The organism is Klebsiella sp. CD33, from assembly GCF_051992865.1.
GTDB lineage: Bacteria > Pseudomonadota > Gammaproteobacteria > Enterobacterales > Enterobacteriaceae > Klebsiella > Klebsiella pneumoniae.
In genome coordinates this window covers 4,188,510-4,208,587 of the sequence record NZ_CP197023.1, presented here as the reverse complement: position 1 = coordinate 4,208,587, position 20,078 = coordinate 4,188,510, and the positions used below count along the sequence as shown (strand labels likewise).

At 57.1% G+C, this 20,078-nt stretch carries 18 protein-coding genes; 10 read left to right on the top strand and 8 right to left on the bottom strand.

Going from position 1 to position 20,078, the window contains the following annotated elements; genetic code table 11:
• Positions 1-5: 5 nt before the first annotated feature.
• Complete coding sequence (hemL, locus tag ACR809_RS20715; protein WP_002889272.1) at positions 6-1,286, bottom strand: glutamate-1-semialdehyde 2,1-aminomutase; 1,281 nt, start codon at positions 1,284-1,286, stop codon at positions 6-8.
• Positions 1,287-1,466: 180 nt separating this feature from the next.
• On the opposite strand from hemL, the gene clcA reads away from it, so the two are divergent.
• Positions 1,467-2,885 (top strand): H(+)/Cl(-) exchange transporter ClcA, encoded by a 1,419-nt coding sequence (gene clcA, locus ACR809_RS20710; RefSeq protein WP_004191940.1) that lies wholly within the window; start codon positions 1,467-1,469, stop codon positions 2,883-2,885.
• An 81-nt stretch (positions 2,886-2,966) separates the two neighbouring features.
• Positions 2,967-3,311 (top strand): iron-sulfur cluster insertion protein ErpA, encoded by a 345-nt coding sequence (gene erpA / locus ACR809_RS20705; protein ID WP_002889275.1) that lies wholly within the window; start codon positions 2,967-2,969, stop codon positions 3,309-3,311.
• 71 nt (positions 3,312-3,382) lie between these two features.
• Here erpA and ACR809_RS20700 read toward each other — a convergent pair whose 3' ends face one another.
• Genes ACR809_RS20700 through mtnN form a run of 3 tightly spaced genes read right to left on the bottom strand, consistent with a single transcriptional unit; the run spans position 3,383 to position 5,534 of the window.
• Entirely contained in the window at positions 3,383-4,006 is a 624-nt protein-coding gene (locus ACR809_RS20700; RefSeq protein ID WP_002889277.1) for a TRIC cation channel family protein, read from the bottom strand.
• A 36-nt stretch (positions 4,007-4,042) separates the two neighbouring features.
• On the bottom strand, positions 4,043-4,843 hold the full coding sequence (btuF, locus tag ACR809_RS20695; protein ID WP_002889279.1) for a vitamin B12 ABC transporter substrate-binding protein BtuF: 801 nt from the start codon (positions 4,841-4,843) through the stop codon (positions 4,043-4,045).
• Positions 4,836-5,534, bottom strand: a complete 699-nt coding sequence (gene mtnN / locus ACR809_RS20690; RefSeq protein WP_122051547.1) for a 5'-methylthioadenosine/S-adenosylhomocysteine nucleosidase — start codon at positions 5,532-5,534, stop codon at positions 4,836-4,838. Before mtnN ends, btuF begins: the two co-directional genes overlap by 8 nt.
• 83 nt (positions 5,535-5,617) lie before the next feature.
• Here mtnN and dgt point away from each other — a divergent pair, with 83 nt between their 5' ends.
• The 3 genes from dgt to cdaR all read left to right on the top strand — a co-directional run bounded on the left by dgt (position 5,618) and on the right by cdaR (position 10,024).
• On the top strand, positions 5,618-7,132 hold the full coding sequence (gene dgt, locus ACR809_RS20685; protein ID WP_004145871.1) for a dGTPase: 1,515 nt from the start codon (positions 5,618-5,620) through the stop codon (positions 7,130-7,132).
• Between the two features lie 134 nt (positions 7,133-7,266).
• Positions 7,267-8,700, top strand: coding sequence for a serine endoprotease DegP (degP, locus tag ACR809_RS20680; RefSeq protein WP_004145870.1), 1,434 nt, complete (start codon positions 7,267-7,269; stop codon positions 8,698-8,700).
• 166 nt (positions 8,701-8,866) lie between these two features.
• Positions 8,867-10,024: a DNA-binding transcriptional regulator CdaR gene (gene cdaR, locus ACR809_RS20675; protein ID WP_002889289.1), complete on the top strand. Its 1,158-nt coding sequence runs from the start codon at positions 8,867-8,869 to the stop codon at positions 10,022-10,024.
• 121 nt (positions 10,025-10,145) lie between these two features.
• Here cdaR and ACR809_RS20670 read toward each other — a convergent pair whose 3' ends face one another.
• From ACR809_RS20670 to map, 4 genes are all read right to left on the bottom strand, one after another.
• The gene (locus ACR809_RS20670; RefSeq protein ID WP_002889292.1) at positions 10,146-10,532 is read right to left on the bottom strand and encodes a DUF3461 family protein; all 387 of its coding nucleotides are present in this window, start codon (positions 10,530-10,532) and stop codon (positions 10,146-10,148) included.
• A 107-nt stretch (positions 10,533-10,639) separates the two neighbouring features.
• On the bottom strand, positions 10,640-11,464 hold the full coding sequence (dapD, locus tag ACR809_RS20665) for a 2,3,4,5-tetrahydropyridine-2,6-dicarboxylate N-succinyltransferase (protein ID WP_002889295.1): 825 nt from the start codon (positions 11,462-11,464) through the stop codon (positions 10,640-10,642).
• A gap of 30 nt (positions 11,465-11,494) precedes the next feature.
• Complete coding sequence (gene glnD / locus ACR809_RS20660) at positions 11,495-14,158, bottom strand: bifunctional uridylyltransferase/uridylyl-removing protein GlnD (protein WP_004151931.1); 2,664 nt, start codon at positions 14,156-14,158, stop codon at positions 11,495-11,497.
• 57 nt (positions 14,159-14,215) lie between these two features.
• Complete coding sequence (map, locus tag ACR809_RS20655) at positions 14,216-15,010, bottom strand: type I methionyl aminopeptidase (protein ID WP_004212705.1); 795 nt, start codon at positions 15,008-15,010, stop codon at positions 14,216-14,218.
• 322 nt (positions 15,011-15,332) lie between these two features.
• Between map and rpsB the strand changes: the two genes are divergently transcribed.
• From rpsB to ispC, 5 genes are all read left to right on the top strand, one after another.
• On the top strand, positions 15,333-16,058 hold the full coding sequence (rpsB, locus tag ACR809_RS20650) for a 30S ribosomal protein S2 (RefSeq protein ID WP_002889299.1): 726 nt from the start codon (positions 15,333-15,335) through the stop codon (positions 16,056-16,058).
• A 119-nt stretch (positions 16,059-16,177) separates the two neighbouring features.
• Positions 16,178-17,029 carry a translation elongation factor Ts gene (gene tsf / locus ACR809_RS20645; RefSeq protein WP_004151930.1) on the top strand — a complete coding sequence of 284 codons (852 nt, stop codon included), beginning with the start codon at positions 16,178-16,180 and terminating at the stop codon, positions 17,027-17,029.
• A 150-nt stretch (positions 17,030-17,179) separates the two neighbouring features.
• A complete protein-coding gene (pyrH, locus tag ACR809_RS20640; protein WP_002889306.1) occupies positions 17,180-17,905 on the top strand; it encodes a UMP kinase in 726 nt (241 codons plus the stop codon).
• Positions 17,906-18,055: 150 nt separating this feature from the next.
• Positions 18,056-18,613: a ribosome recycling factor gene (frr, locus tag ACR809_RS20635; RefSeq protein WP_002889308.1), complete on the top strand. Its 558-nt coding sequence runs from the start codon at positions 18,056-18,058 to the stop codon at positions 18,611-18,613.
• A gap of 228 nt (positions 18,614-18,841) precedes the next feature.
• A complete protein-coding gene (gene ispC, locus ACR809_RS20630) occupies positions 18,842-20,044 on the top strand; it encodes a 1-deoxy-D-xylulose-5-phosphate reductoisomerase (protein ID WP_004178642.1) in 1,203 nt (400 codons plus the stop codon).
• Positions 20,045-20,078 lie beyond the last annotated feature (34 nt).

Sequence of the window (20,078 nt, the reverse complement as noted above, 5' to 3'; positions counted from 1 at the left end):
GCACCTTACAGCTTGGCAAATACCCGACGCGCGGCGTCGATGGTGTTGTCGATATCTTCTTCGCTGTGGGCCACGGACATAAAGCCGGCCTCAAACGCTGACGGCGCCAGGTACACGCCTTCCTCCAGCATCAGATGGAAGAAGCGCTTGAAGCGTTCAACGTCGCACTTCACCACGTCCTGATAGCAGGTGACGGTTTCGGCATCGGTAAAGAAGATGCCGAACATGCCGCCGACGTTATTGACCACCAGCGGGATCCCGGCGTCACGCGCCGCGTCCAGCAGGCCTTGCGCCAGCTGGTTAGTCAGTTCAGTCAGGGTTTCATGGACCCCCGGCTGCGCCACTTCGTTCAGGCAGGCGAAGCCAGCCGCCATGGCGATCGGGTTGCCGGAGAGGGTGCCCGCCTGATAGACCGGACCGGTGGGCGCCAGGGCGTCCATCACCTCACGGCGGCCGCCGAAGGCGCCTACCGGCATCCCGCCGCCGATGATTTTCCCCAGACAGGTCAGATCCGGCTCCACGCCGTAGTAAGCCTGAGCGCCTGCCAGCGCCACGCGGAAGCCGGTCATCACTTCGTCGATAATCAGCAGGGCGCCAAATTCGTCGCACAGGGCGCGCAGGCCCGGCAGGAATTCCGGCTGCGGCGGAATGCAGTTCATATTTCCGGCCACCGGCTCGACGATGATGCAGGCGATCTCCTGCGGATACTGCTCGAACGCCGCGCGCACCGAGGCGAGGTCGTTATAAGTGCAGGTCAGGGTATGTTTGGCGAAATCGGCCGGGACGCCCGGCGAGTTCGGCTGGCCGAGGGTCAACGCGCCGGAACCGGCTTTCACCAGCAGGCAGTCGGCATGGCCGTGGTAGCAGCCTTCGAACTTAATGATTTTGTCGCGCCCGGTGAAGCCGCGCGCCAGGCGAATGGCGCTCATGGTGGCTTCGGTACCGGAGTTCACCATCCGCACCATATCCATGGTCGGCACCAGCTCGGTCACCAGGGCCGCCATTTTCACTTCCATTTCGGTCGGCGCGCCAAAGCTCAGGCCGCGGGATGCCGCCTCGATCACCGCATTGCGGATAGCCGGGTGGTTGTGGCCCAGCACCATCGGACCCCAGGAACCGACATAATCGATATAGGCTTTCCCATCCACGTCATAGAGGTAAGCGCCATCCGCGCGTTCGATAAACAGCGGTGTGCCGCCGACGCCGGTGAAAGCGCGCACCGGCGAGTTAACGCCGCCGGGGATCAGTTCGCGCGCAGCGTGATACAGATTTTCAGATTTGCTCATGGCCAGGGTCCTGGTTCGTGAAAAATGTTTTATCGGCTATTCTAAGTTATTCCAGGATGGTTATGAAAGTTTTGCCCAATTGAAACAATGTGCCGCAAGGGCATTTTTTTGACGACGCAGCGCGCCGGGACGGCTAAAATGCCGCTCTCTTCATTTGTATTACCAATAATTGATAACGGCATGAAAGCAGAAACTCCCTCTTTTGAAGCACATCAGTTTGTGCGGGTGCGTCGCGGCGATGCGGTGCGCCGTCTGATTCAACGCGATAAAACGCCGCTGGCGGTGCTGTTTATGGCGGCAGTGGTCGGCACGCTGGCGGGGCTGGTGGGCGTCGCCTTTGAAAAGAGCGTGAACTGGGTGCAGAACCAGCGGATCGGCGCGCTGGCGCAGGTGGCGGACCACTGGTATCTGGTCTGGCCGCTGGCGTTTATCCTGTCGGCGCTGCTGGCGATGGTCGGCTATTTTCTGGTGCGTCGCTTTGCGCCGGAGGCCGGCGGCTCCGGGATTCCGGAAATTGAGGGCGCGCTGGAGGAGCTGCGGCCGGTGCGCTGGTGGCGCGTGCTGCCGGTGAAATTCGTTGGCGGCATGGGGACCCTTGGCGCCGGGATGGTGCTGGGTCGTGAAGGACCGATGGTACAGCTTGGCGGCAACATTGGGCGCATGGTGCTGGACGTTTTCCGCATGCGCAGTCCGGAAGCGCGGCATACGTTGTTGGCGACCGGTGCGGCGTCGGGGCTTTCGGCGGCCTTTAATGCGCCGCTGGCCGGTATTCTGTTTATCATCGAAGAGATGCGCCCGCAGTTCCGCTACAATCTGATCTCCATTAAAGCGGTGTTTACCGGCGTGATCATGTCGAGCATTGTGTTTCGCATTTTCAACGGCGAAGCGGCGATCATTGAGGTGGGTAAACTAAGCAACGCCCCGGTAAATACCCTATGGCTGTATCTGGTGCTGGGCATGCTGTTTGGCTGCTTTGGCCCGCTGTTTAATTTTCTGGTGCTGCGCACTCAGGATCTGTTCCAGCGCATCCACGGCGGCAACATCAAAAAATGGGTGTTTATTGGCGGATTAATCGGCGGGCTCTGCGGTCTGCTGGGGCTGATGCAGCCCTCCGCGGTGGGCGGTGGCTTTAACTTGATCCCTATCGCAGCTGCCGGTAACTTCTCCGTCGGACTGCTGCTGTTTATCTTTATTGCCCGCGTGGTGACCACGCTGATCTGCTTCTCTTCCGGCGCGCCAGGGGGCATTTTCGCGCCTATGTTGGCGCTCGGCACGCTGCTGGGCACGGCGTTCGGCATGGCGGCTATTCCGCTGTTTCCGGCCTACCATCTCGATGCCGGCACCTTCGCGATTGCCGGTATGGGGGCGCTGCTCGCCGCCTCGGTGCGTGCGCCGCTGACCGGGATCGTGCTGGTGCTGGAGATGACCGATAACTATCAGCTCATTTTGCCAATGATTATTACCTGCCTTGGCGCAACACTACTGGCGCAATTCCTCGGCGGTAAGCCTTTGTATTCGACCATTCTGCAGCGTACTCTGGCGAAGCAGGAAGCCGAGCAGGCGGCAAAAGCGCAGCAGGCTCCCCGGGAGAATACTTGAACGATTTACCAGGGTATTAGATAATGGCTCAAAAGGTCCGGTTATTCTTTAACCGGCCGGAAGTATCAATGGGAGCAGAAAATGAGTGATGACGTAGCGTTGCCGCTGGAGTTTACCGAAGCCGCAGCCAATAAAGTAAAACACCTGATTGCGGATGAAGATAATCCGAACCTGAAACTGCGCGTGTATATCACCGGCGGCGGTTGCAGCGGTTTCCAGTATGGCTTCACCTTTGACGATCAGGTGAACGAAGGGGATATGACCATTGAGAAACAGGGCGTCGGCCTGGTGGTTGACCCGATGAGCCTGCAGTATCTGGTCGGCGGCTCGGTCGACTATACCGAAGGGCTGGAAGGTTCGCGCTTTATCGTGACCAATCCGAACGCGAAAAGCACCTGCGGCTGCGGCTCCTCGTTCAGCGTTTAAAGCGAGTTCTCCCCCAGCGGGAGGGAGCAAACCCTAAAAACGGTAACCTTAAGGTTACCGTTTTGCTTTTATTACCGACCGTTATCGTCCAGGGCAAACGTCGGCAGCTTCAGATGCCAGCGAATAGCCGCCAGACGAATTACCAGGGTGACCACCATCCCCATCATTGCCGAATTCTCCAGCGGGAGATGAAAGGTGTCGTGTGCCGTGGCGTGGACAATACCGCCGACGATACAGGCGGTGGCGTAGATTTCGGTACGCAGAATCATAGGAATTTCCCGCGCCAGCACGTCGCGAATAATCCCGCCGCCGACGCCGGTCACCACCCCCATGCACACCGCGACCAGCGGGCCGCTGCCAGCGAGAAAAGCTTTATTGACGCCAATGCCGACAAACACCGCCAGACCGACGGCATCAAGAACGGGCAGGATCCATTTCGGCAGCCGGCGAGGCTGGCGGACCAGCAGGATGGTCAGCATGCTGGTGACCATCGCCACCACCAGATCGGTGGGATCTTTGACCCAGAATACCGGGCCATTCGCCAGCGCCATGTCGCGGATGGTCCCGCCGCCTACCGCCGTCACTACCCCTAACACCAGCACGCCGAATGGGTCCATACGCAGTTTTCCGGCCAGCAGTACGCCGGAGATCGCGAAGACAGCTGTGCCAATAATATCCAGCCAATAGACAAGCATCGTTGATTCCCACTGAACATCCGGTGTGCCGGATGATTATTTTACCTGGTCAAGCGCCGCACAAAGTTGTTTGGCGGCGAGGATAATACGTGGGCCGGCGCGTTCAAACCAGTCGCTGTGTAACGCAATCAACGAAATGGTGAGCTGATGTTGCCAAAAGCGCTGCGCTTCGGCAATGCGGCTGGCATCCCCGGTCACCACGATCGCCTGCGGCTGGCGGGCCAGCACCTGTTCGCGGCTCACCTGCGGCCAGGGAACGCGGCTGGTGGCGAAGATATTCTCGCCGCCGCAAAGCCTTAGCACCTGATCCTGAATCGAACCGGGGCCGCTGGTGAACAGCGGTGCGGAGCCGAACTGCAGGAAGACGCGTTTCTTCGGCGCGTTGGCATAGCGCGCTTTCAACGCATCGTATTCCTGCTGCATCGCCTGCGCCGCCTGCTGTGCTTTTTCCGGCTGCGGGCTCCACTGCGCCAGCTCACGCAGGGTAGCGATGATCTCTTCTATGGTCGAGGTCTGTACCCACAGGACGTGAATACCCAGAGACTGCAGCTGGTTAACCTGGCGTTCGGCATTGCCCCCGCGCCAGGCCAGCACCACGTCTGGCTTGAGCGCCACGATGCGTTCCAGGTTCATTCCCTGCCAGCTGGCAACCTGTTCGATCGTTTTGGCCTGCGAAGGATAATCGGAATAGCTGCTGACGCCGACCGGCGTGATCCCGGCGGCAAAGGCCAGTTCGGTATTGGCGGGGGAGAGGGTGATCACCCGCGGCGCGGCCAGCAGCCACGCCGGGGCGAGTAACAGCAGCGCGGCAAGCGCGAAGGATAGCGACTTAGCCACGTGCCAGGTTCTGTACCAGATTCTCCACCATCAGGGTGGACTGTCTGGCGGCGACCGCAAGGAACTCCTCAAAGCTGAGGTGGGACTGCTGGTCGGCCACGTCGGAGATAGCGCGAACCACCACGAAGGGAACCTTAAAGTTATGGCAGACGTGGGCGATGGCGGTCGCTTCCATTTCCACGGCGATCGCCTGCGGGAAATTATGGCGGATCTTCGCCAGACCGACAGAGCCGTTAATGAAGGCATCCCCGCTAACGATGAGGCCGCGAACGGCGTTGAGATCTAACGCTTTAATGCAGCTCTCTGCGGCGGCCACCAGTTTTTCATCCGCCTTAAAACCCGCCGGGCAGCCAGGGAGCTGGCCGTATTCATAGCCGAAGGCGGTTACGTCGGCGTCGTGGTAGCGCGCTTCATCGGAGACGACGATATCGCCGACCTTCAGCGTCGACGCCAGGCCGCCGGCAGAACCGGTATTAATGATCACGTCAGGCTGGCAGCGCTCCAGCAGCAGGGTCGCGCCCATCGCCGCCGCTACTTTTCCGATACCAGACTTCAGCAGAGCGACGTCAACGCCGTGAAGTTGGCCGGTATAGATTTCGCTTCTGCCAATGGTGATGGTCTGGCGGTTTTCGATTTTGTCGCGCAGAAGGGTAACTTCCTCTTCCATAGCGCCAATAATGCCAATTTTCATAGATTTACTCGCGATGTGTCAGGTTTAGTTGCATAGTCTATCATGCGCTTAAGGGGAAGCGTATTGCTCGCGCGGGAGAGGCTATGGCAAAGATTGATTTTCGCAACAAGATAAACTGGCGTCGACGCTTCCGTTCGCCGCCGCGGGTGGAGACGGAGCGCGACATCCTGCGGATCTTTGAAAGCGATCGGGGACGGATCGTCAACTCGCCGGCAATCCGCCGCCTGCAGCAAAAAACTCAGGTCTTCCCGCTCGAGCGCAACGCGGCGGTGCGCACTCGCCTGACCCACTCGCTGGAGGTGCAGCAGGTGGGGCGCTATATCGCCAAAGAGGTGCTGAGCCGGCTGAAAGAGCTGAGGCTGCTGGAAGAGTATGGCCTGGAAGAGCTGACCGGGCCATTCGAGAGCGTGGTGGAGATGGCCTGCCTGATGCACGATATCGGCAATCCCCCGTTTGGCCATTTTGGCGAAGCGGCGATTAACGACTGGTTCCGTCAGCGCCTGGCGCCCGGCGATGCGCTCGGGCAGCCGCTGACCGACGATCGCTGCGAAGTGCAGGCCTTACGACTGCATGACGGAGAGACATCGCTTAATGCGCTGCGCCGTAAAGTGCGCCAGGATCTCTGCAGCTTTGAGGGCAACGCGCAGGGCATTCGTCTGGTCCATACGCTAATGCGTATGAACCTGACCTGGGCGCAGGTGGGATGTATCCTGAAATATACTCGTCCGGCGTGGTGGTCTGAGGAGACGCCGGCCAGCCACAGTTATTTAATGAAGAAACCTGGCTATTATTTAGCCGAAGAAGAGTATGTCGCGCGTTTGCGTAAAGAACTGGATCTCGCGCCTTACAATCGGTTTCCATTAACCTGGATTATGGAGGCTGCGGATGACATCTCATATTGCGTCGCGGATCTCGAGGACGCGGTGGAAAAACGTATTTTTAGCGCAGAACAGCTCTATCAGCATCTTTACGACGCCTGGGGCAGTCATGAAAAAGGCTCGTTATTTTCGCAGGTAGTAGAAAATGCCTGGGAGAAATCGCGAGCCAATTATCTGAAGCAGAGCGCGGAAGATCAGTTTTTTATGTATTTGCGGGTGAATACGCTGAATAAGCTGGTGCCCTACGCGGCGCGCCGATTTATTGACAACCTGCCGGCAATCTTCACGGGGGACTTTAATCATGCGTTGCTGGAGGACGACAGCGATTGCAGTCAGCTACTGGAGCTCTATAAAAATGTGGCGATGAAACAGGTCTTTAGCCATCCGGATGTTGAGCAGCTGGAATTGCAGGGCTACCGGGTGATCAGCGGCCTGTTGGATATCTATCAGCCGCTGCTGAAATTATCGCTGGAGGATTTCAGCGAATTAGTAGCGCAGGAGCGGGTACGACGTTTACCCATTGCCTCCCGGCTGTATCAGAAACTTTCGACCCGTCACCGGCTGGCCTATGTTGAAGCGGTAAATAAACTGGCGCGTACGGCGCCCGAATTTGCGCTGATGGAATACTATTATCGCTGCCGTCTGATTCAGGACTATATCAGCGGGATGACGGATTTGTATGCGTGGGATGAATATCGGCGACTCATGGCGGTGGAATAGGCTGGAGTTTTGTAAAGATGGACAATAAATTTTTACTTTTTCCAGAAACTTAATTCCGGAACTTAGCGTTATAAAATGACTCTGATAGTCACGTACACAGCAACTTTCGTTACCTGATATTGAGATTGAAACTGATGAAAAAAACCACGTTAGCAATGAGTGCACTGGCTCTGAGTTTAGGTCTGGCGTTGTCCCCGCTCTCTGCGAGCGCGGCAGAAACGGCATCTTCGGCCACTAATGCACAGCAGATGCCAAGCCTGGCCCCGATGCTGGAGAAGGTGATGCCGTCGGTGGTGAGCATTAACGTTGAAGGTAGCACCACCGTTAATACCCCACGGATGCCACGTAACTTCCAGCAGTTCTTTGGCGATAATTCGCCGTTCTGCCAGGATGGTTCTCCTTTCCAGAGTTCGCCGTTTTGCCAGGGCGGCGGACAGGGCGGTCAGCCTGACGGCGGCCAGCAGCAGAAATTTATGGCGCTGGGCTCCGGCGTCATCATTGATGCCGCCAAAGGGTATGTGGTGACCAACAACCACGTCGTGGACAACGCCACCACGATTAAGGTTCAGCTGAGCGATGGCCGTAAGTTTGATGCCAAAGTCGTCGGCAAAGATCCGCGCTCTGATATCGCGCTGATTCAGATTCAGGATCCAAAAAACCTGACGGCGATTAAGCTTGCCGACTCCGATGCGCTGCGCGTCGGTGATTACACCGTGGCTATCGGCAACCCGTTCGGTCTGGGCGAAACCGTGACCTCCGGGATTGTCTCCGCGCTGGGCCGTAGCGGCCTCAACGTGGAAAACTACGAAAACTTTATCCAGACCGATGCGGCGATTAACCGCGGGAACTCCGGCGGTGCGCTGGTGAACCTCAACGGCGAGCTGATCGGTATCAACACCGCCATTCTGGCGCCGGACGGCGGCAACATCGGTATCGGTTTTGCTATCCCGAGCAACATGGTGAAAAACCTGACCGAGCAGATGGTGAAATATGGCCAGGTGAAACGCGGTGAGCTCGGCATTATGGGCACCGAACTGAACTCTGAGCTGGCGAAAGCGATGAAAGTCGATGCCCAGCGCGGGGCCTTCGTCAGCCAGGTAATGCCAGGTTCGGCGGCCGCGAAAGCGGGCATTAAAGCCGGCGATGTCATCACCTCCCTCAACGGGAAAGCGATCAGCAGCTTCGCCGCGCTGCGTGCCCAGGTCGGCACCATGCCTATCGGCAGCAAAGTTGAGCTTGGTCTGCTGCGCGACGGCAAACCGGTGACCGTGACCGTCGAACTGCAGCAGAGCAACCAGACCCAGGTTGACTCCAGCACCATCTTCAACGGGATTGAAGGGGCGGAAATGAGCAATAAGGGTCAGGATAAGGGCGTGGTGGTCAATAATGTGAAAGCCGGTACCCCGGCGGCACAGATTGGCCTCAAGAAAGGCGACGTCATCGTCGGGGCGAATCAGCAGCCGGTGAAAAACATCGCCGATCTGCGGAAAATCTTCGACGCCAAACCGTCCGTACTGGCGCTGAACATTCAGCGCGGCGACGCCTCTATCTATCTGCTGTTGCAGTAACCGCCAGCGCTCGCTTCCCAGCCCCTTCCCTCGCCGAGGGCAGGGGCTTTTTTCGTTCTGTGACCGCCCCCACAACTCCACATATCTCACCCCGGCTTAGTGCAAATGCACAATGCAGCGCGACGATGACTCTTTTATGCTGGTGCCCAGCAAAGGGGAGGACTACATGGCTGGCTGGCATCTTGATACCAAAATGGCGCAGGATATTGTGGCGCGGACCATGCGCATCATCGATACCAATATCAACGTGATGGATGCCCGCGGGCGGATCATCGGCAGCGGCGATCGGGAAAGGATTGGTGAATTGCACGAAGGCGCGCTGCTGGTCCTCTCCCAGGGGCGGGTGGTGGATATCGACGACGCGGTCGCTCGCCATCTGCACGGGGTTCGCCAGGGGATTAACCTGCCGCTGCGCCTGGAGGGGGAGATCGTCGGGGTGATCGGCCTGACCGGCGAGCCGGAGTCGCTGCGAAAATATGGCGAGCTGGTGTGCATGACAGCAGAGATGATGCTGGAGCAGTCGCGGCTGATGCATCTCCTGGCCCAGGACAGCCGTCTGCGCGAAGAGCTGGTGATGAACCTGATTCAGGCGGAAGAGCATACCCCGGCGCTGAACGAATGGGCTCAGCGTTTAGGCATCGATCTCAATCAGCCGCGCGTGGTGGCGATGATTGAGGTAGACAGCGGTCAGCTCGGCGTGGACAGCGCGATGGCGGAACTGCAACAGTTACAGAACGCGCTGACCACCCCCGATCGCAATAATCTGGTGGCCATTGTCTCGCTCACGGAAATGGTGGTGCTGAAACCGGCGCTGAACAGCTTTGGCCGCTGGGACGCTGACGATCACGTCCGGCGCGTCGAGCAGCTTATCGCCAGGATGAAAGAGAATGGCCAGCTGCGCTTTCGCGTGGCGCTGGGCAACTTCTTCACCGGCCCAGGAAGTATCGCCCGCTCTTACCGTACCGCACGGACGACAATGATGGTTGGCAAGCAGCGGATGCCGGAGAGCCGCAGTTATTTCTATCAGGATCTAATGCTGCCGGTGCTGCTTGACAGCCTGCGCGGCGGCTGGCAGGCCAATGAGCTGGCCCGTCCGCTGGCGCGTTTGAAGGCCATGGACAACAACGGGCTGCTGCGGCGGACGCTGCAGGCGTGGTTTCGCCATAACGTGCAGCCGCTGGCGACGTCAAAGGCGCTGTTTATTCATCGCAATACGCTGGAGTACCGGTTGAACCGTATCTCGGAGCTGACCGGCCTGGATCTCGGTAGCTTTGACGACAGGCTGCTGCTGTATATCGCGCTGCAGCTGGACGAACAACGCTAAGACGTGGAGGAGGCAAAAAAATGCCGGGTAGCGACGCGCCATACCCGGCCTGGACGATGCATGCTGTCTGGAGTGGATAGAGACCACTAGCCCGGCCAGGCAACGCGCCGCCGGGATGCTCTTACTTACGGGTGAGCTTTTCCAGATCGGCTTCGATTTCGCTGATCTTATTGGTGACCACGCTTTCCAGATGGCGTAAATCGTCGAGGATTTTACGCTTGAGATCGATTTCAGTGCGATCGCGCTGGCAGATCTGATCTAACTCGTCGATAACGTAGCGCAGATTGGGGCTGATCTCCTGGACCTCTTTGTAGCCCTGGCCGACGCCGTCGGCGACGACGGTTTTGCGCTGACGCGGATATTTGAACTTCACGCTCTTGGCGAAGAATTCGCCTTTGTCTTTCTGAAAATAGATTTTCAGAATGTCGTTGTTAGCTTCCTGCCGCAGGCTATAGCGATCGATCTCATCAGGGTTGGTAATGCCAAGACTTTTCAGATTATCGTACATAACGGTACCTTTGATAGCATCATAACCATTGAATAATTAACGAAAAAATCCATTTTCGCCAGCATCAAATATAAAAAAAGCGGGATATCTCCCGCTTTTTATTTGCTTTAGTCGATGGTGCGCAGCAGTTCGTTAATGCCGACCTTGCCGCGGGTTTTGGCATCGACTTTCTTCACAATCACCGCGCAGTACAGGCTGTATTTACCATCTTTCGACGGCAGGTTGCCTGAGACCACCACCGAGCCAGCCGGTACGCGGCCGTAGAAGACTTCGCCGGTTTCGCGATCGTAGATTTTGGTGCTCTGACCGAGGTAAACGCCCATGGAGATGACGGAGCCTTCTTCGACAATCACCCCTTCAACCACTTCAGAGCGCGCGCCGATGAAGCAGTTATCTTCGATGATGGTCGGGTTCGCCTGCAGCGGCTCCAGTACGCCACCGATGCCGACACCGCCGGACAGATGCACGTTTTTACCGATCTGCGCGCAGGAGCCGACGGTGGCCCAGGTATCAACCATGGTGCCTTCGTCAACGTAGGCGCCGATGTTAACGTAGGACGGCATCAGCACAGTGTTGCGGGCGATGAACGCGCCCTGGCGCACGGCGGCCGGCGGCACCACGCGGAAACCTTCTTTCTGAAAACGCGCTTCGTCGTAGTCAGCGAATTTCATCGGCACTTTATCGAAGTAGCGGCTTTCCGCACCATCGATAACCTGGTTATCGTTAATACGGAAAGAGAGCAGTACCGCCTTCTTCAGCCACTGATGCGTCACCCACTGACCGTCGATCTTCTCAGCGACGCGCAGCGCGCCGGAATCAAGAAGGGCGATAACCTGGTTAACCGCTTCGCGGGTCACGGTATCCACATTAGCCGGCGTAATGTCGGCGCGACGCTCGAAAGCGGACTCAATAACGTTCTGTAACTGCTGCATTGTTTCTTTCCATTCACTAAAAAAAATACGTCACCCTTTATCGTTTGGATTGAGGGCCGCTGTCAACCGTTGTTGCACTTCTTGTTGCAGCTCATTATTAAGGGCACGCCGGTCGGCGGTGGCGATTATAAATAAATCTTCTACTCGCTCACCAATTGTCGTAATTCGCGCCCCGTGAAGCGATATCCCGAGGTCGGCGAACACCTGCCCGACGCGGGCGAGCAGCCCGGGCTGGTCGAGCGCTATCAGCTCCAGAAACGATTTTCGGTCGGTATGGGTCGGCAGGAAATTCACCTCGGTGTCCACGGAAAAATGGCGTAGCTTTGCCGCCTGACGACGCGGGGCCGGAGGCTGCCAGCTGCGCTGAGTGATGGTCTGCTCCAGCCCCTGGCGGATCGCCTCGTGGCGGTCGGCGGAAAGGGGGCTGCCGTCGGGCTCAAGGACGATAAAGGTATCCATCGCCATACCGTCGCGGGTGGTGAAGATCTGCGCGTCGTGGACGCTGAGGTTGCGACGGTCAAGTTCGCCACACACCGCGGCGAACAGGTAAGGGCGATCCGGGCTCCAGATAAAAATCTCCGTACCGCCGCGGGTGGCCTGCGAGCTCAGCAGGATCATCGGTTTATTCAGATCGTGGCGCAGCAGGTTGCGGGCGTGCCAGGCGAGCTGCGTCGGCGTATGTCGCACGAAATAGTTGGCGCGGCAGCGGTTCCAGATCTGATGCAGCGCCTCTTCATTAATATTGTCCATCCGCAGCAGGGCCAGCGCCTGCAGCTGATGGTGACGCACTCGTTCGCGCATGTCCGGGGTGCTTTGCATGCCGCGACGCAGCTGCTTCTCGGTGGCGAAATAGAGTTCACGCAGCAGGCTCTGCTTCCAGCTGTTCCACAAGGTTTCGTTGGTGGCGCAGATATCGGCGACGGTCAGACACACCAGATAGCGCAGACGATTTTCCGTTTGCACCTCCTCGGCGAACTGCTTAATCACCTCCGGATCCTGAATATCGCGCCGCTGGGCGGTGACCGACATCAGCAGGTGGTGACGCACCAGCCAGGCGACCAGCTGCGTTTCGCGCGAGTTCAGCCCGTGCAGCTCGGCAAACTTCAGCACATCCTGCGCGCCGAGGATCGAGTGGTCGCCGCCGCGCCCTTTGGCGATGTCGTGGAACAGGGCGGCAATTAAGATCAGCTCCGGGTGCGTTAAGCGCGGCCACAGCTCCACGCACAGCGGGTGGCGGCTGCGGGTTTCTTCTTTGGCAAAGCTTTCCAGCTTGAGCATCACCCGGACGGTGTGTTCATCGACGGTGTAGGCGTGAAACAGGTCGAACTGCATCTGGCCGACGATATGCGACCACTGCGGCATATAGGCCCACAGTACGCTGTGGCGATGCATCGGCAGCAGCCCGCGACTTACCGCCCCCTGATGGCGCAGCATACTAAGAAAGAGCGTGCGCGCCTCCGGGATATAGCACAGCGGCTGGGTGAGATGACGGCGGGCGTGGCGCAGATGGCGCAACGTCGTTGAGTAGATGCCGGTGATGGTGCTGTTGCGCACCATGATATAAAACATGCGCAGAATGGCCTGCGGTTCGCGAATAAACAGCGTGTCGTCACGCAGATCGATAAGGGTGCCGCGCAGCTGGAAATCATCATCGATCGGGCGTGGTTTTTCATCCTCGGTCAGGGCGAGGATAGCCTCCTCAAACAGCTGAAGCAGCATCTGATTCAGCTCGCTCACCCGGCGGGTAACGCGGAAGAAGTCCTTCATCATATGCTCAATCGGCTGGTTGCCGTCGCCTTCATAGCCTAGCCGGCGGGCCACGCTGAGCTGGCGGTCGAAAAGCAGACGGTTGTCATAGCGCGTGAGTTCGAGATGCAGCGCGAAACGGATGCGCCACAGCTGATGCAGACACTCATTGAGTTCATTGCGCTCGGCTTCGGTCAGAAAGCCGAAGCCGACCATCTCATCCATTGAGGTGGCGCCGAAATGGCGGCGAGCCACCCACTGTAGCGTATGGATATCGCGCAAGCCGCCGGGGCTGCTTTTCACGTCCGGCTCGAGGTTATAGCTGGTGCCATGATAGCGCTGATGACGGACGTTCTGCTCTTCGACCTTGGCGGCGAAGAACTTTTCCGATGGCCAGAAGCCGTCGCTAAAAATATGTTTTTGCAGTTCAAGGAACAGCGCGACGTCGCCGATCAGCAGGCGCGATTCGATTAAGTTGGTGGCAACGGTCAGATCCGAGAGACCTTCCAGCAGGCACTCTTCGAGGGTGCGTACGCTGTGGCCCACCTCCAGCTTGACGTCCCACAGCAGGGTGAGCAGTTCGCCGACTTTTTGCGCCTGGTCGTCCGGCAGTTTTTTACGACTGAGGATCAGCAGATCGACGTCTGAGAGCGGGTGCAGTTCGCCACGGCCATAGCCGCCGACGGCGACCAGCGCCAGGTCGCTGACGGATTCAAAACCGCAGGCGATCCATAATCGCTGCAGCAACTGGTCGATAAATTCGGTGCGCGCCGCGATGAGCTGCTCCGCGACGATGCCGGAGTCAAACGCCTCGCCCAGCCAGTGCTGGAAGGTATCGATGTGCGCCTTGATTGCGGCACAGTTCAGATCGCCCTGCGGCCAACTCACCGGGTGTTCCGGCGGGACGGGCAGGAGAGGGGAGGCTGTGTCAGGTAATGAGTTGCTCATCGCGTCACCATAAGAAAAAACTATCTAATAAAAAAGCCGGCGGGCGCCGGCTTTTCATCATTCATCGTGCGAGATTATCGCCGGGATGGTGTCATCCTTGCGTAGCGTCAGAATTTCGCAGCCGTTGTCTGTCACCACAATAGTATGCTCGTACTGCGCAGACAAGCTCCGGTCTTTGGTTTTCACCGTCCAGCCGTCTTTCATGCTGCGGATCTCTTTTTTACCGGCGTTGACCATCGGCTCGATGGTGAAGGTCATGCCTGGTTTGAGTACGACGTTGGTCTCCGGCGAATCGTAGTGCAGCACCTGAGGTTCTTCATGGAAGCCGCGGCCGATACCGTGCCCACAGTACTCGCGCACCACGGAGAAACCTTCCGCTTCGACGAATTTCTGGATCGCCGCGCCGATCGCGCGCAGGTTGATCCCCGGTTTAACCATCTTCAGCGCCAGGTACAGGCTTTCCTGAGTGATGCGGCACAGGCGCTCGCCGAGAATCGTCGGTTTGCCAACGATAAACATTTTGGAGGTATCGCCATGGAAATCATCTTTAATGACGGTCACGTCGATATTGACGATATCGCCATCTTTCAGCAGCTTGCCGTCATCAGGGATACCGTGACAGACCACTTCATTGACCGAAATGCAGACGGATTTCGGATAGCCGTGATAGCCGAGGCAGGCGGAAATGGCCTTCTGCTCGTTAACGATATAGTCGTTACAGATGCGGTCCAGTTCGCCGGTGCTGACGCCCGGTTTGACGTAGGGTTCGATCATTTCCAGCACTTCGGCGGCCAGGCGGCCGGCAACGCGCATTTTTTCGATGTCTTCAGATGTCTTAATAGAGATAGCCATGGAGTATGTCCAGCAGTGTCGATATTTTCGACAATAATAGAGTAAGTCCTGTCAATGGTAACAGTCCGGGCAGGCTGGTGCCAAACTGAGAATCATTAACAGCACGCGACGTCAACAAGAGTTGGTGTCTGGATGGATTTTGTGGTATAAAGCGCGCCGGACTTCCGTTCCATCTCAGATACACAAGGATGGACGTAAGCGACATAGCTCACTTTGTGTAATAACACACACGTATCGGCACATATTCCGGGGTGCCCTTCGGGGTCGGTAATATGGGATACGTGGAGGCATAACCCCAATTTAATCTATAGAGGTTTTAAACATGGCAACTGTTTCCATGCGCGACATGCTCAAGGCTGGTGTTCACTTCGGTCACCAGACCCGTTACTGGAACCCGAAAATGAAGCCTTTCATCTTCGGCGCGCGTAACAAAGTTCACATCATCAACCTTGAGAAAACCGTACCGATGTTCAACGAAGCTCTGGCTGAACTGAACAAGATCGCTGCTCGTAAAGGTAAAATCCTTTTCGTTGGTACTAAGCGCGCTGCAAGCGAAGCGGTAAAAGACGCTGCTCTGAGCTGCGATCAGTTCTTCGTGAACCATCGCTGGCTGGGCGGTATGCTGACTAACTGGAAAACCGTTCGTCAGTCCATCAAACGTCTGAAAGACCTGGAAACTCAGTCCCAGGACGGTACTTTCGACAAGCTGACCAAGAAAGAAGCGCTGATGCGCACTCGTGAGCTGGACAAGCTGGAAAACAGCCTGGGCGGTATCAAAGATATGGGCGGCCTGCCGGACGCACTGTTCGTTATCGACGCTGACCACGAGCACATCGCTATCAAAGAAGCAAACAACCTGGGCATCCCGGTATTTGCTATCGTTGATACCAACTCTGATCCGGACGGCGTAGACTTCGTTATCCCGGGTAACGACGATGCAATCCGCGCAGTAAGCCTGTACCTGGGCGCTGTTGCTGCTACCGTTCGTGAAGGTCGCTCTCAGGACCTGGCTTCTCAGGCGGAAGAAAGCTTCGTAGAAGCTGAATAATAAGGTTTAAGCCCTTATTAGTACCGTGTATGAATAGGGGCCCATTATCGGCCCCTTTTTTCAATTTACGCTGTTTGGCCGTTGGCCGGGCAGTATCCACATCTCCCGAGGATTTTAGAATGGCTGAAATTACCGCTTCCCTGGTAAAAGAGCTGCGCGAACGTACTGGCGCAGGCATGATGGATTGCAAAAAAGCGCTGACTGAAGCGAATGGCGACATCGAGCTGGCAATCGAAAACATGCGTAAATCCGGCGCGATCAAAGCGGCGAAGAAAGCAGGCAACGTGGCTGCTGACGGCGTGATCAAAACCAAAATCGAAGGCAACTACGGTTACATTCTGGAAGTTAACTGCCAGACTGACTTCGTTGCTAAAGATGGTGGTTTCCAGGCATTTGCCGACAAAGTACTGGACGCCGCTGTTGCAGGTAAAATCTCCGACGTTGAAGTTCTGAAAGCGCAGTTCGAAGAAGAACGTGTTGCGCTGGTTGCTAAAATCGGCGAGAACATCAACATCCGTCGTATCGCTGTTCTGGAAGGCGACGTTCTGGGTAGCTACCAGCACGGTGCGCGTATCGGCGTTCTGGTTGCCGCTAAAGGCGCTGACGAAGAGCTGGTTAAGCAGCTGGCAATGCACGTTGCTGCAAGCAAGCCGGAATTCGTTAAGCCGGAAGACGTGTCTGCTGAAGTGGTAGAGAAAGAGTACCAGGTTCAGCTGGACATCGCGATGCAGTCCGGTAAGCCGAAAGAAATCGCAGAGAAAATGGTTGAAGGCCGCATGAAGAAATTCACCGGCGAAGTTTCTCTGACTGGTCAGCCTTTCGTTATGGAGCCGAGCAAATCTGTTGGCCAGCTGCTGAAAGAGCACAACGCTGACGTGACTGGCTTCATCCGCTTTGAAGTGGGCGAAGGCATTGAGAAAGTTGAGACTGACTTTGCAGCAGAAGTTGCTGCGATGTCCAAGCAGTCTTAATTTTTAAAAAAAGGAGCCGCCTGAGGGCGGCTTCTTTTTGCGCCCATTTTGTAAATTCAGCCAACTGCTTATAGTGGCCGCGCTGAAATGCGACATACAATGTCGCCGGAATTAACACATCTCATTCGTTGACAGTCTCAGGAAAGAAACATGGCTACCAATGCAAAACCCGTCTACAAACGTATTCTGCTGAAATTAAGTGGCGAAGCGCTGCAGGGCTCAGAAGGCTTCGGTATTGATGCAAGCATACTTGACCGCATGGCTCAGGAGATCAAAGAGCTGGTTGAGCTGGGTATTCAGGTTGGCGTAGTAATTGGTGGCGGTAACCTGTTCCGTGGTGCTGGTCTGGCGAAAGCGGGTATGAACCGCGTTGTGGGCGACCACATGGGCATGCTGGCAACGGTCATGAACGGCCTGGCAATGCGTGATGCGCTCCACCGCGCCTATGTGAACGCTCGTCTGATGTCCGCCATCCCGCTGAACGGCGTATGCGACAACTACAGCTGGGCAGAGGCAATCAGCCTGCTGCGCAACAACCGCGTAGTGATCCTCTCCGCTGGTACCGGCAACCCGTTCTTTACCACCGATTCCGCAGCCTGCCTGCGCGGTATCGAAATTGAAGCCGATGTGGTGCTGAAAGCCACCAAGGTTGACGGCGTATTCACCGCTGACCCGGCAAAAGATCCTTCTGCCACCATGTACGATCAGCTGACCTACAGCGAAGTTCTGGAAAAAGAGCTGAAAGTCATGGATCTGGCGGCCTTCACCCTGGCGCGTGACCATAAATTACCGATTCGCGTCTTCAACATGAACAAACCTGGCGCCCTGCGTCGCGTGGTGATGGGCGAAAAAGAAGGCACATTGATCACGGAATAATTCCCGTCAGCGCCAAATCCGGGTAATATTCCGCTTTACTTTCGCGGGGATATTGCCCGGTGATTTTCATTAAATCTGACTATACTTAGCTCATTTTCCGACGGGTGCCCCGTCTGGTCTGACTGAGACAAGCTTTCAAGGATTCGTAACGTGATTAGCGATATCAGAAAAGATGCTGAAATCCGCATGGAAAAATGCGTCGAAGCATTCAAAAACCAAATCAGCAAAATTCGCACGGGTCGTGCTTCTCCGAGCCTGCTGGACGGGATTGTTGTTGAATACTACGGTACTCCGACCCCGCTGCGCCAGCTGGCCAGCGTCACCGTCGAAGACTCCCGTACCCTGAAAATCAACGTCTTTGACCGTTCTATGTCCGCGGCCGTTGAAAAAGCGATCATGGCGTCAGACCTCGGTCTGAACCCAAGCTCTGCCGGCAGCGATATTCGTGTCCCGCTGCCGCCGCTGACCGAAGAGCGTCGTAAAGATCTGACCAAGATCGTGCGTGGTGAAGCCGAGCAGGCGCGCGTTGCCGTGCGTAACGTTCGCCGTGACGCCAACGATAAAGTCAAAGCGCTGCTGAAAGAAAAAGAGATCAGCGAAGATGACGATCGCCGTTCTCAGGACGACGTGCAGAAAATGACTGACGCCGCCATCAAAAAAGTTGACGCGGCGCTGGCAGACAAAGAAGCGGAACTGATGCAGTTCTAATGCTCTGCCCTTACTCGGGCCAGACAGGCTCTGGCCTGAGTAAAATCTGAAACGCCGTACAGAAGACTGTACGCTCAATTCTCGGGATTGCGTTGCGACCGCTGGCCTTGTAGCCTTTAGCGCTTAGTTGAAGGCCTAATGCCGCCGCCTTATCCCCGATAGTTGCTGCGTAGGGGCTTGCTGGCGGCGTTTTGCTTTTTATTCTGTTTCCACTCTTCTGGACGTCTCATGAAGCAATTAACCGTTCTCGGTTCGACCGGCTCCATTGGCTGTAGCACGCTGGACGTGGTGCGCCATAACCCTGGTCGCTTTTCCGTCGCCGCGCTGGTCGCGGGGAAAAACGTTGACCGTATGGTTGAACAATGCCTGGAATTTACCCCCCGTTACGCGGTGATGGACGATGCGCAAAGCGCTGAGCGGTTGCGCACCCGTCTGCATGAGCATGGCTGTCGCACCGAGGTGCTAAGCGGCCAGCAGGCGGCGGCCGAGGTCGCGGCGCTGGATGAGGTCGATCAGGTCATGGCGGCAATCGTCGGCGCGGCGGGACTGGTGCCGACGCTGGCGGCGATCCGCGCCGGGAAAACGGTATTGTTAGCGAATAAAGAATCGCTGGTGACCTGCGGTCGCTTATTCATGGAGGCGGTGCAACAGTCGGGGGCGCGATTGCTACCGGTCGATAGCGAGCATAACGCTATTTTTCAGAGTATGCCGGAGACAATTCAGCAGCATCTGGGATACGCTGATCTTGCCCGGAACGGCGTCTCGTCTATCCTGCTGACCGGCTCCGGTGGGCCTTTCCGCGAGACGGCCGTGGCTGAACTGGCGGCGATGACCCCGGATCAGGCCTGCCGTCATCCCAACTGGTCGATGGGGCGCAAGATCTCCGTCGATTCGGCCACGATGATGAACAAAGGCCTGGAATATATTGAAGCGCGCTGGCTGTTTAACGCCTCGGCCCAGCAGATGGAAGTGCTGATCCATCCGCAGTCGGTGATCCACTCGATGGTTCGCTATCAGGATGGCAGCGTGCTGGCCCAGCTTGGGGAGCCGGATATGCGCACGCCGATCGCCCATACCATGGGCTGGCCGCAGCGACTGAATTCCGGCGTTAAACCGCTGGACTTCTGTCAGTTGAGCAATCTGAGCTTCTCCGCGCCGGACTATACGCGATATCCGTGCCTGAAGCTGGCGATGGACGCGTTTGACGTCGGCCAGGCCGCGACCACGACGCTGAATGCGGCTAATGAAGAGTCGGTTGCCGCGTTTCTGCATGGCGATATCCGCTTTACCGATATTGCGGCGGTTAACCTGGCGGTGCTGGATAAGATGGACCTGCAGGAGCCGCAAAGCATTGATGATGTTCTGGTTATCGACGCCGAGGCGCGCGCAATCGCTCACCAGCAGCTGCAGCGGTTGGTTGCGCAGGCGTAACGCGGTGATATTTGTGGGCGCAAGGCTTCGGTGA

Coding starts and splice junctions, on each gene's coding strand:
- pyrH (WP_002889306.1), top strand. CDS start 17,180: ATGGCTACCAATGCAAAACCCGTCTACAAACGTATTCTGCTGAAATTA.
- mtnN (WP_122051547.1), bottom strand. CDS start 5,534: ATGAAAATTGGCATTATTGGCGCTATGGAAGAGGAAGTTACCCTTCTG.
- dapD (WP_002889295.1), bottom strand. CDS start 11,464: ATGCAGCAGTTACAGAACGTTATTGAGTCCGCTTTCGAGCGTCGCGCC.
- ACR809_RS20670 (WP_002889292.1), bottom strand. CDS start 10,532: ATGTACGATAATCTGAAAAGTCTTGGCATTACCAACCCTGATGAGATC.
- glnD (WP_004151931.1), bottom strand. CDS start 14,158: ATGAGCAACTCATTACCTGACACAGCCTCCCCTCTCCTGCCCGTCCCG.
- cdaR (WP_002889289.1), top strand. CDS start 8,867: ATGGCTGGCTGGCATCTTGATACCAAAATGGCGCAGGATATTGTGGCG.
- dgt (WP_004145871.1), top strand. CDS start 5,618: ATGGCAAAGATTGATTTTCGCAACAAGATAAACTGGCGTCGACGCTTC.
- rpsB (WP_002889299.1), top strand. CDS start 15,333: ATGGCAACTGTTTCCATGCGCGACATGCTCAAGGCTGGTGTTCACTTC.
- ispC (WP_004178642.1), top strand. CDS start 18,842: ATGAAGCAATTAACCGTTCTCGGTTCGACCGGCTCCATTGGCTGTAGC.
- clcA (WP_004191940.1), top strand. CDS start 1,467: ATGAAAGCAGAAACTCCCTCTTTTGAAGCACATCAGTTTGTGCGGGTG.
- hemL (WP_002889272.1), bottom strand. CDS start 1,286: ATGAGCAAATCTGAAAATCTGTATCACGCTGCGCGCGAACTGATCCCC.
- tsf (WP_004151930.1), top strand. CDS start 16,178: ATGGCTGAAATTACCGCTTCCCTGGTAAAAGAGCTGCGCGAACGTACT.
- ACR809_RS20700 (WP_002889277.1), bottom strand. CDS start 4,006: ATGCTTGTCTATTGGCTGGATATTATTGGCACAGCTGTCTTCGCGATC.
- erpA (WP_002889275.1), top strand. CDS start 2,967: ATGAGTGATGACGTAGCGTTGCCGCTGGAGTTTACCGAAGCCGCAGCC.
- map (WP_004212705.1), bottom strand. CDS start 15,010: ATGGCTATCTCTATTAAGACATCTGAAGACATCGAAAAAATGCGCGTT.
- degP (WP_004145870.1), top strand. CDS start 7,267: ATGAAAAAAACCACGTTAGCAATGAGTGCACTGGCTCTGAGTTTAGGT.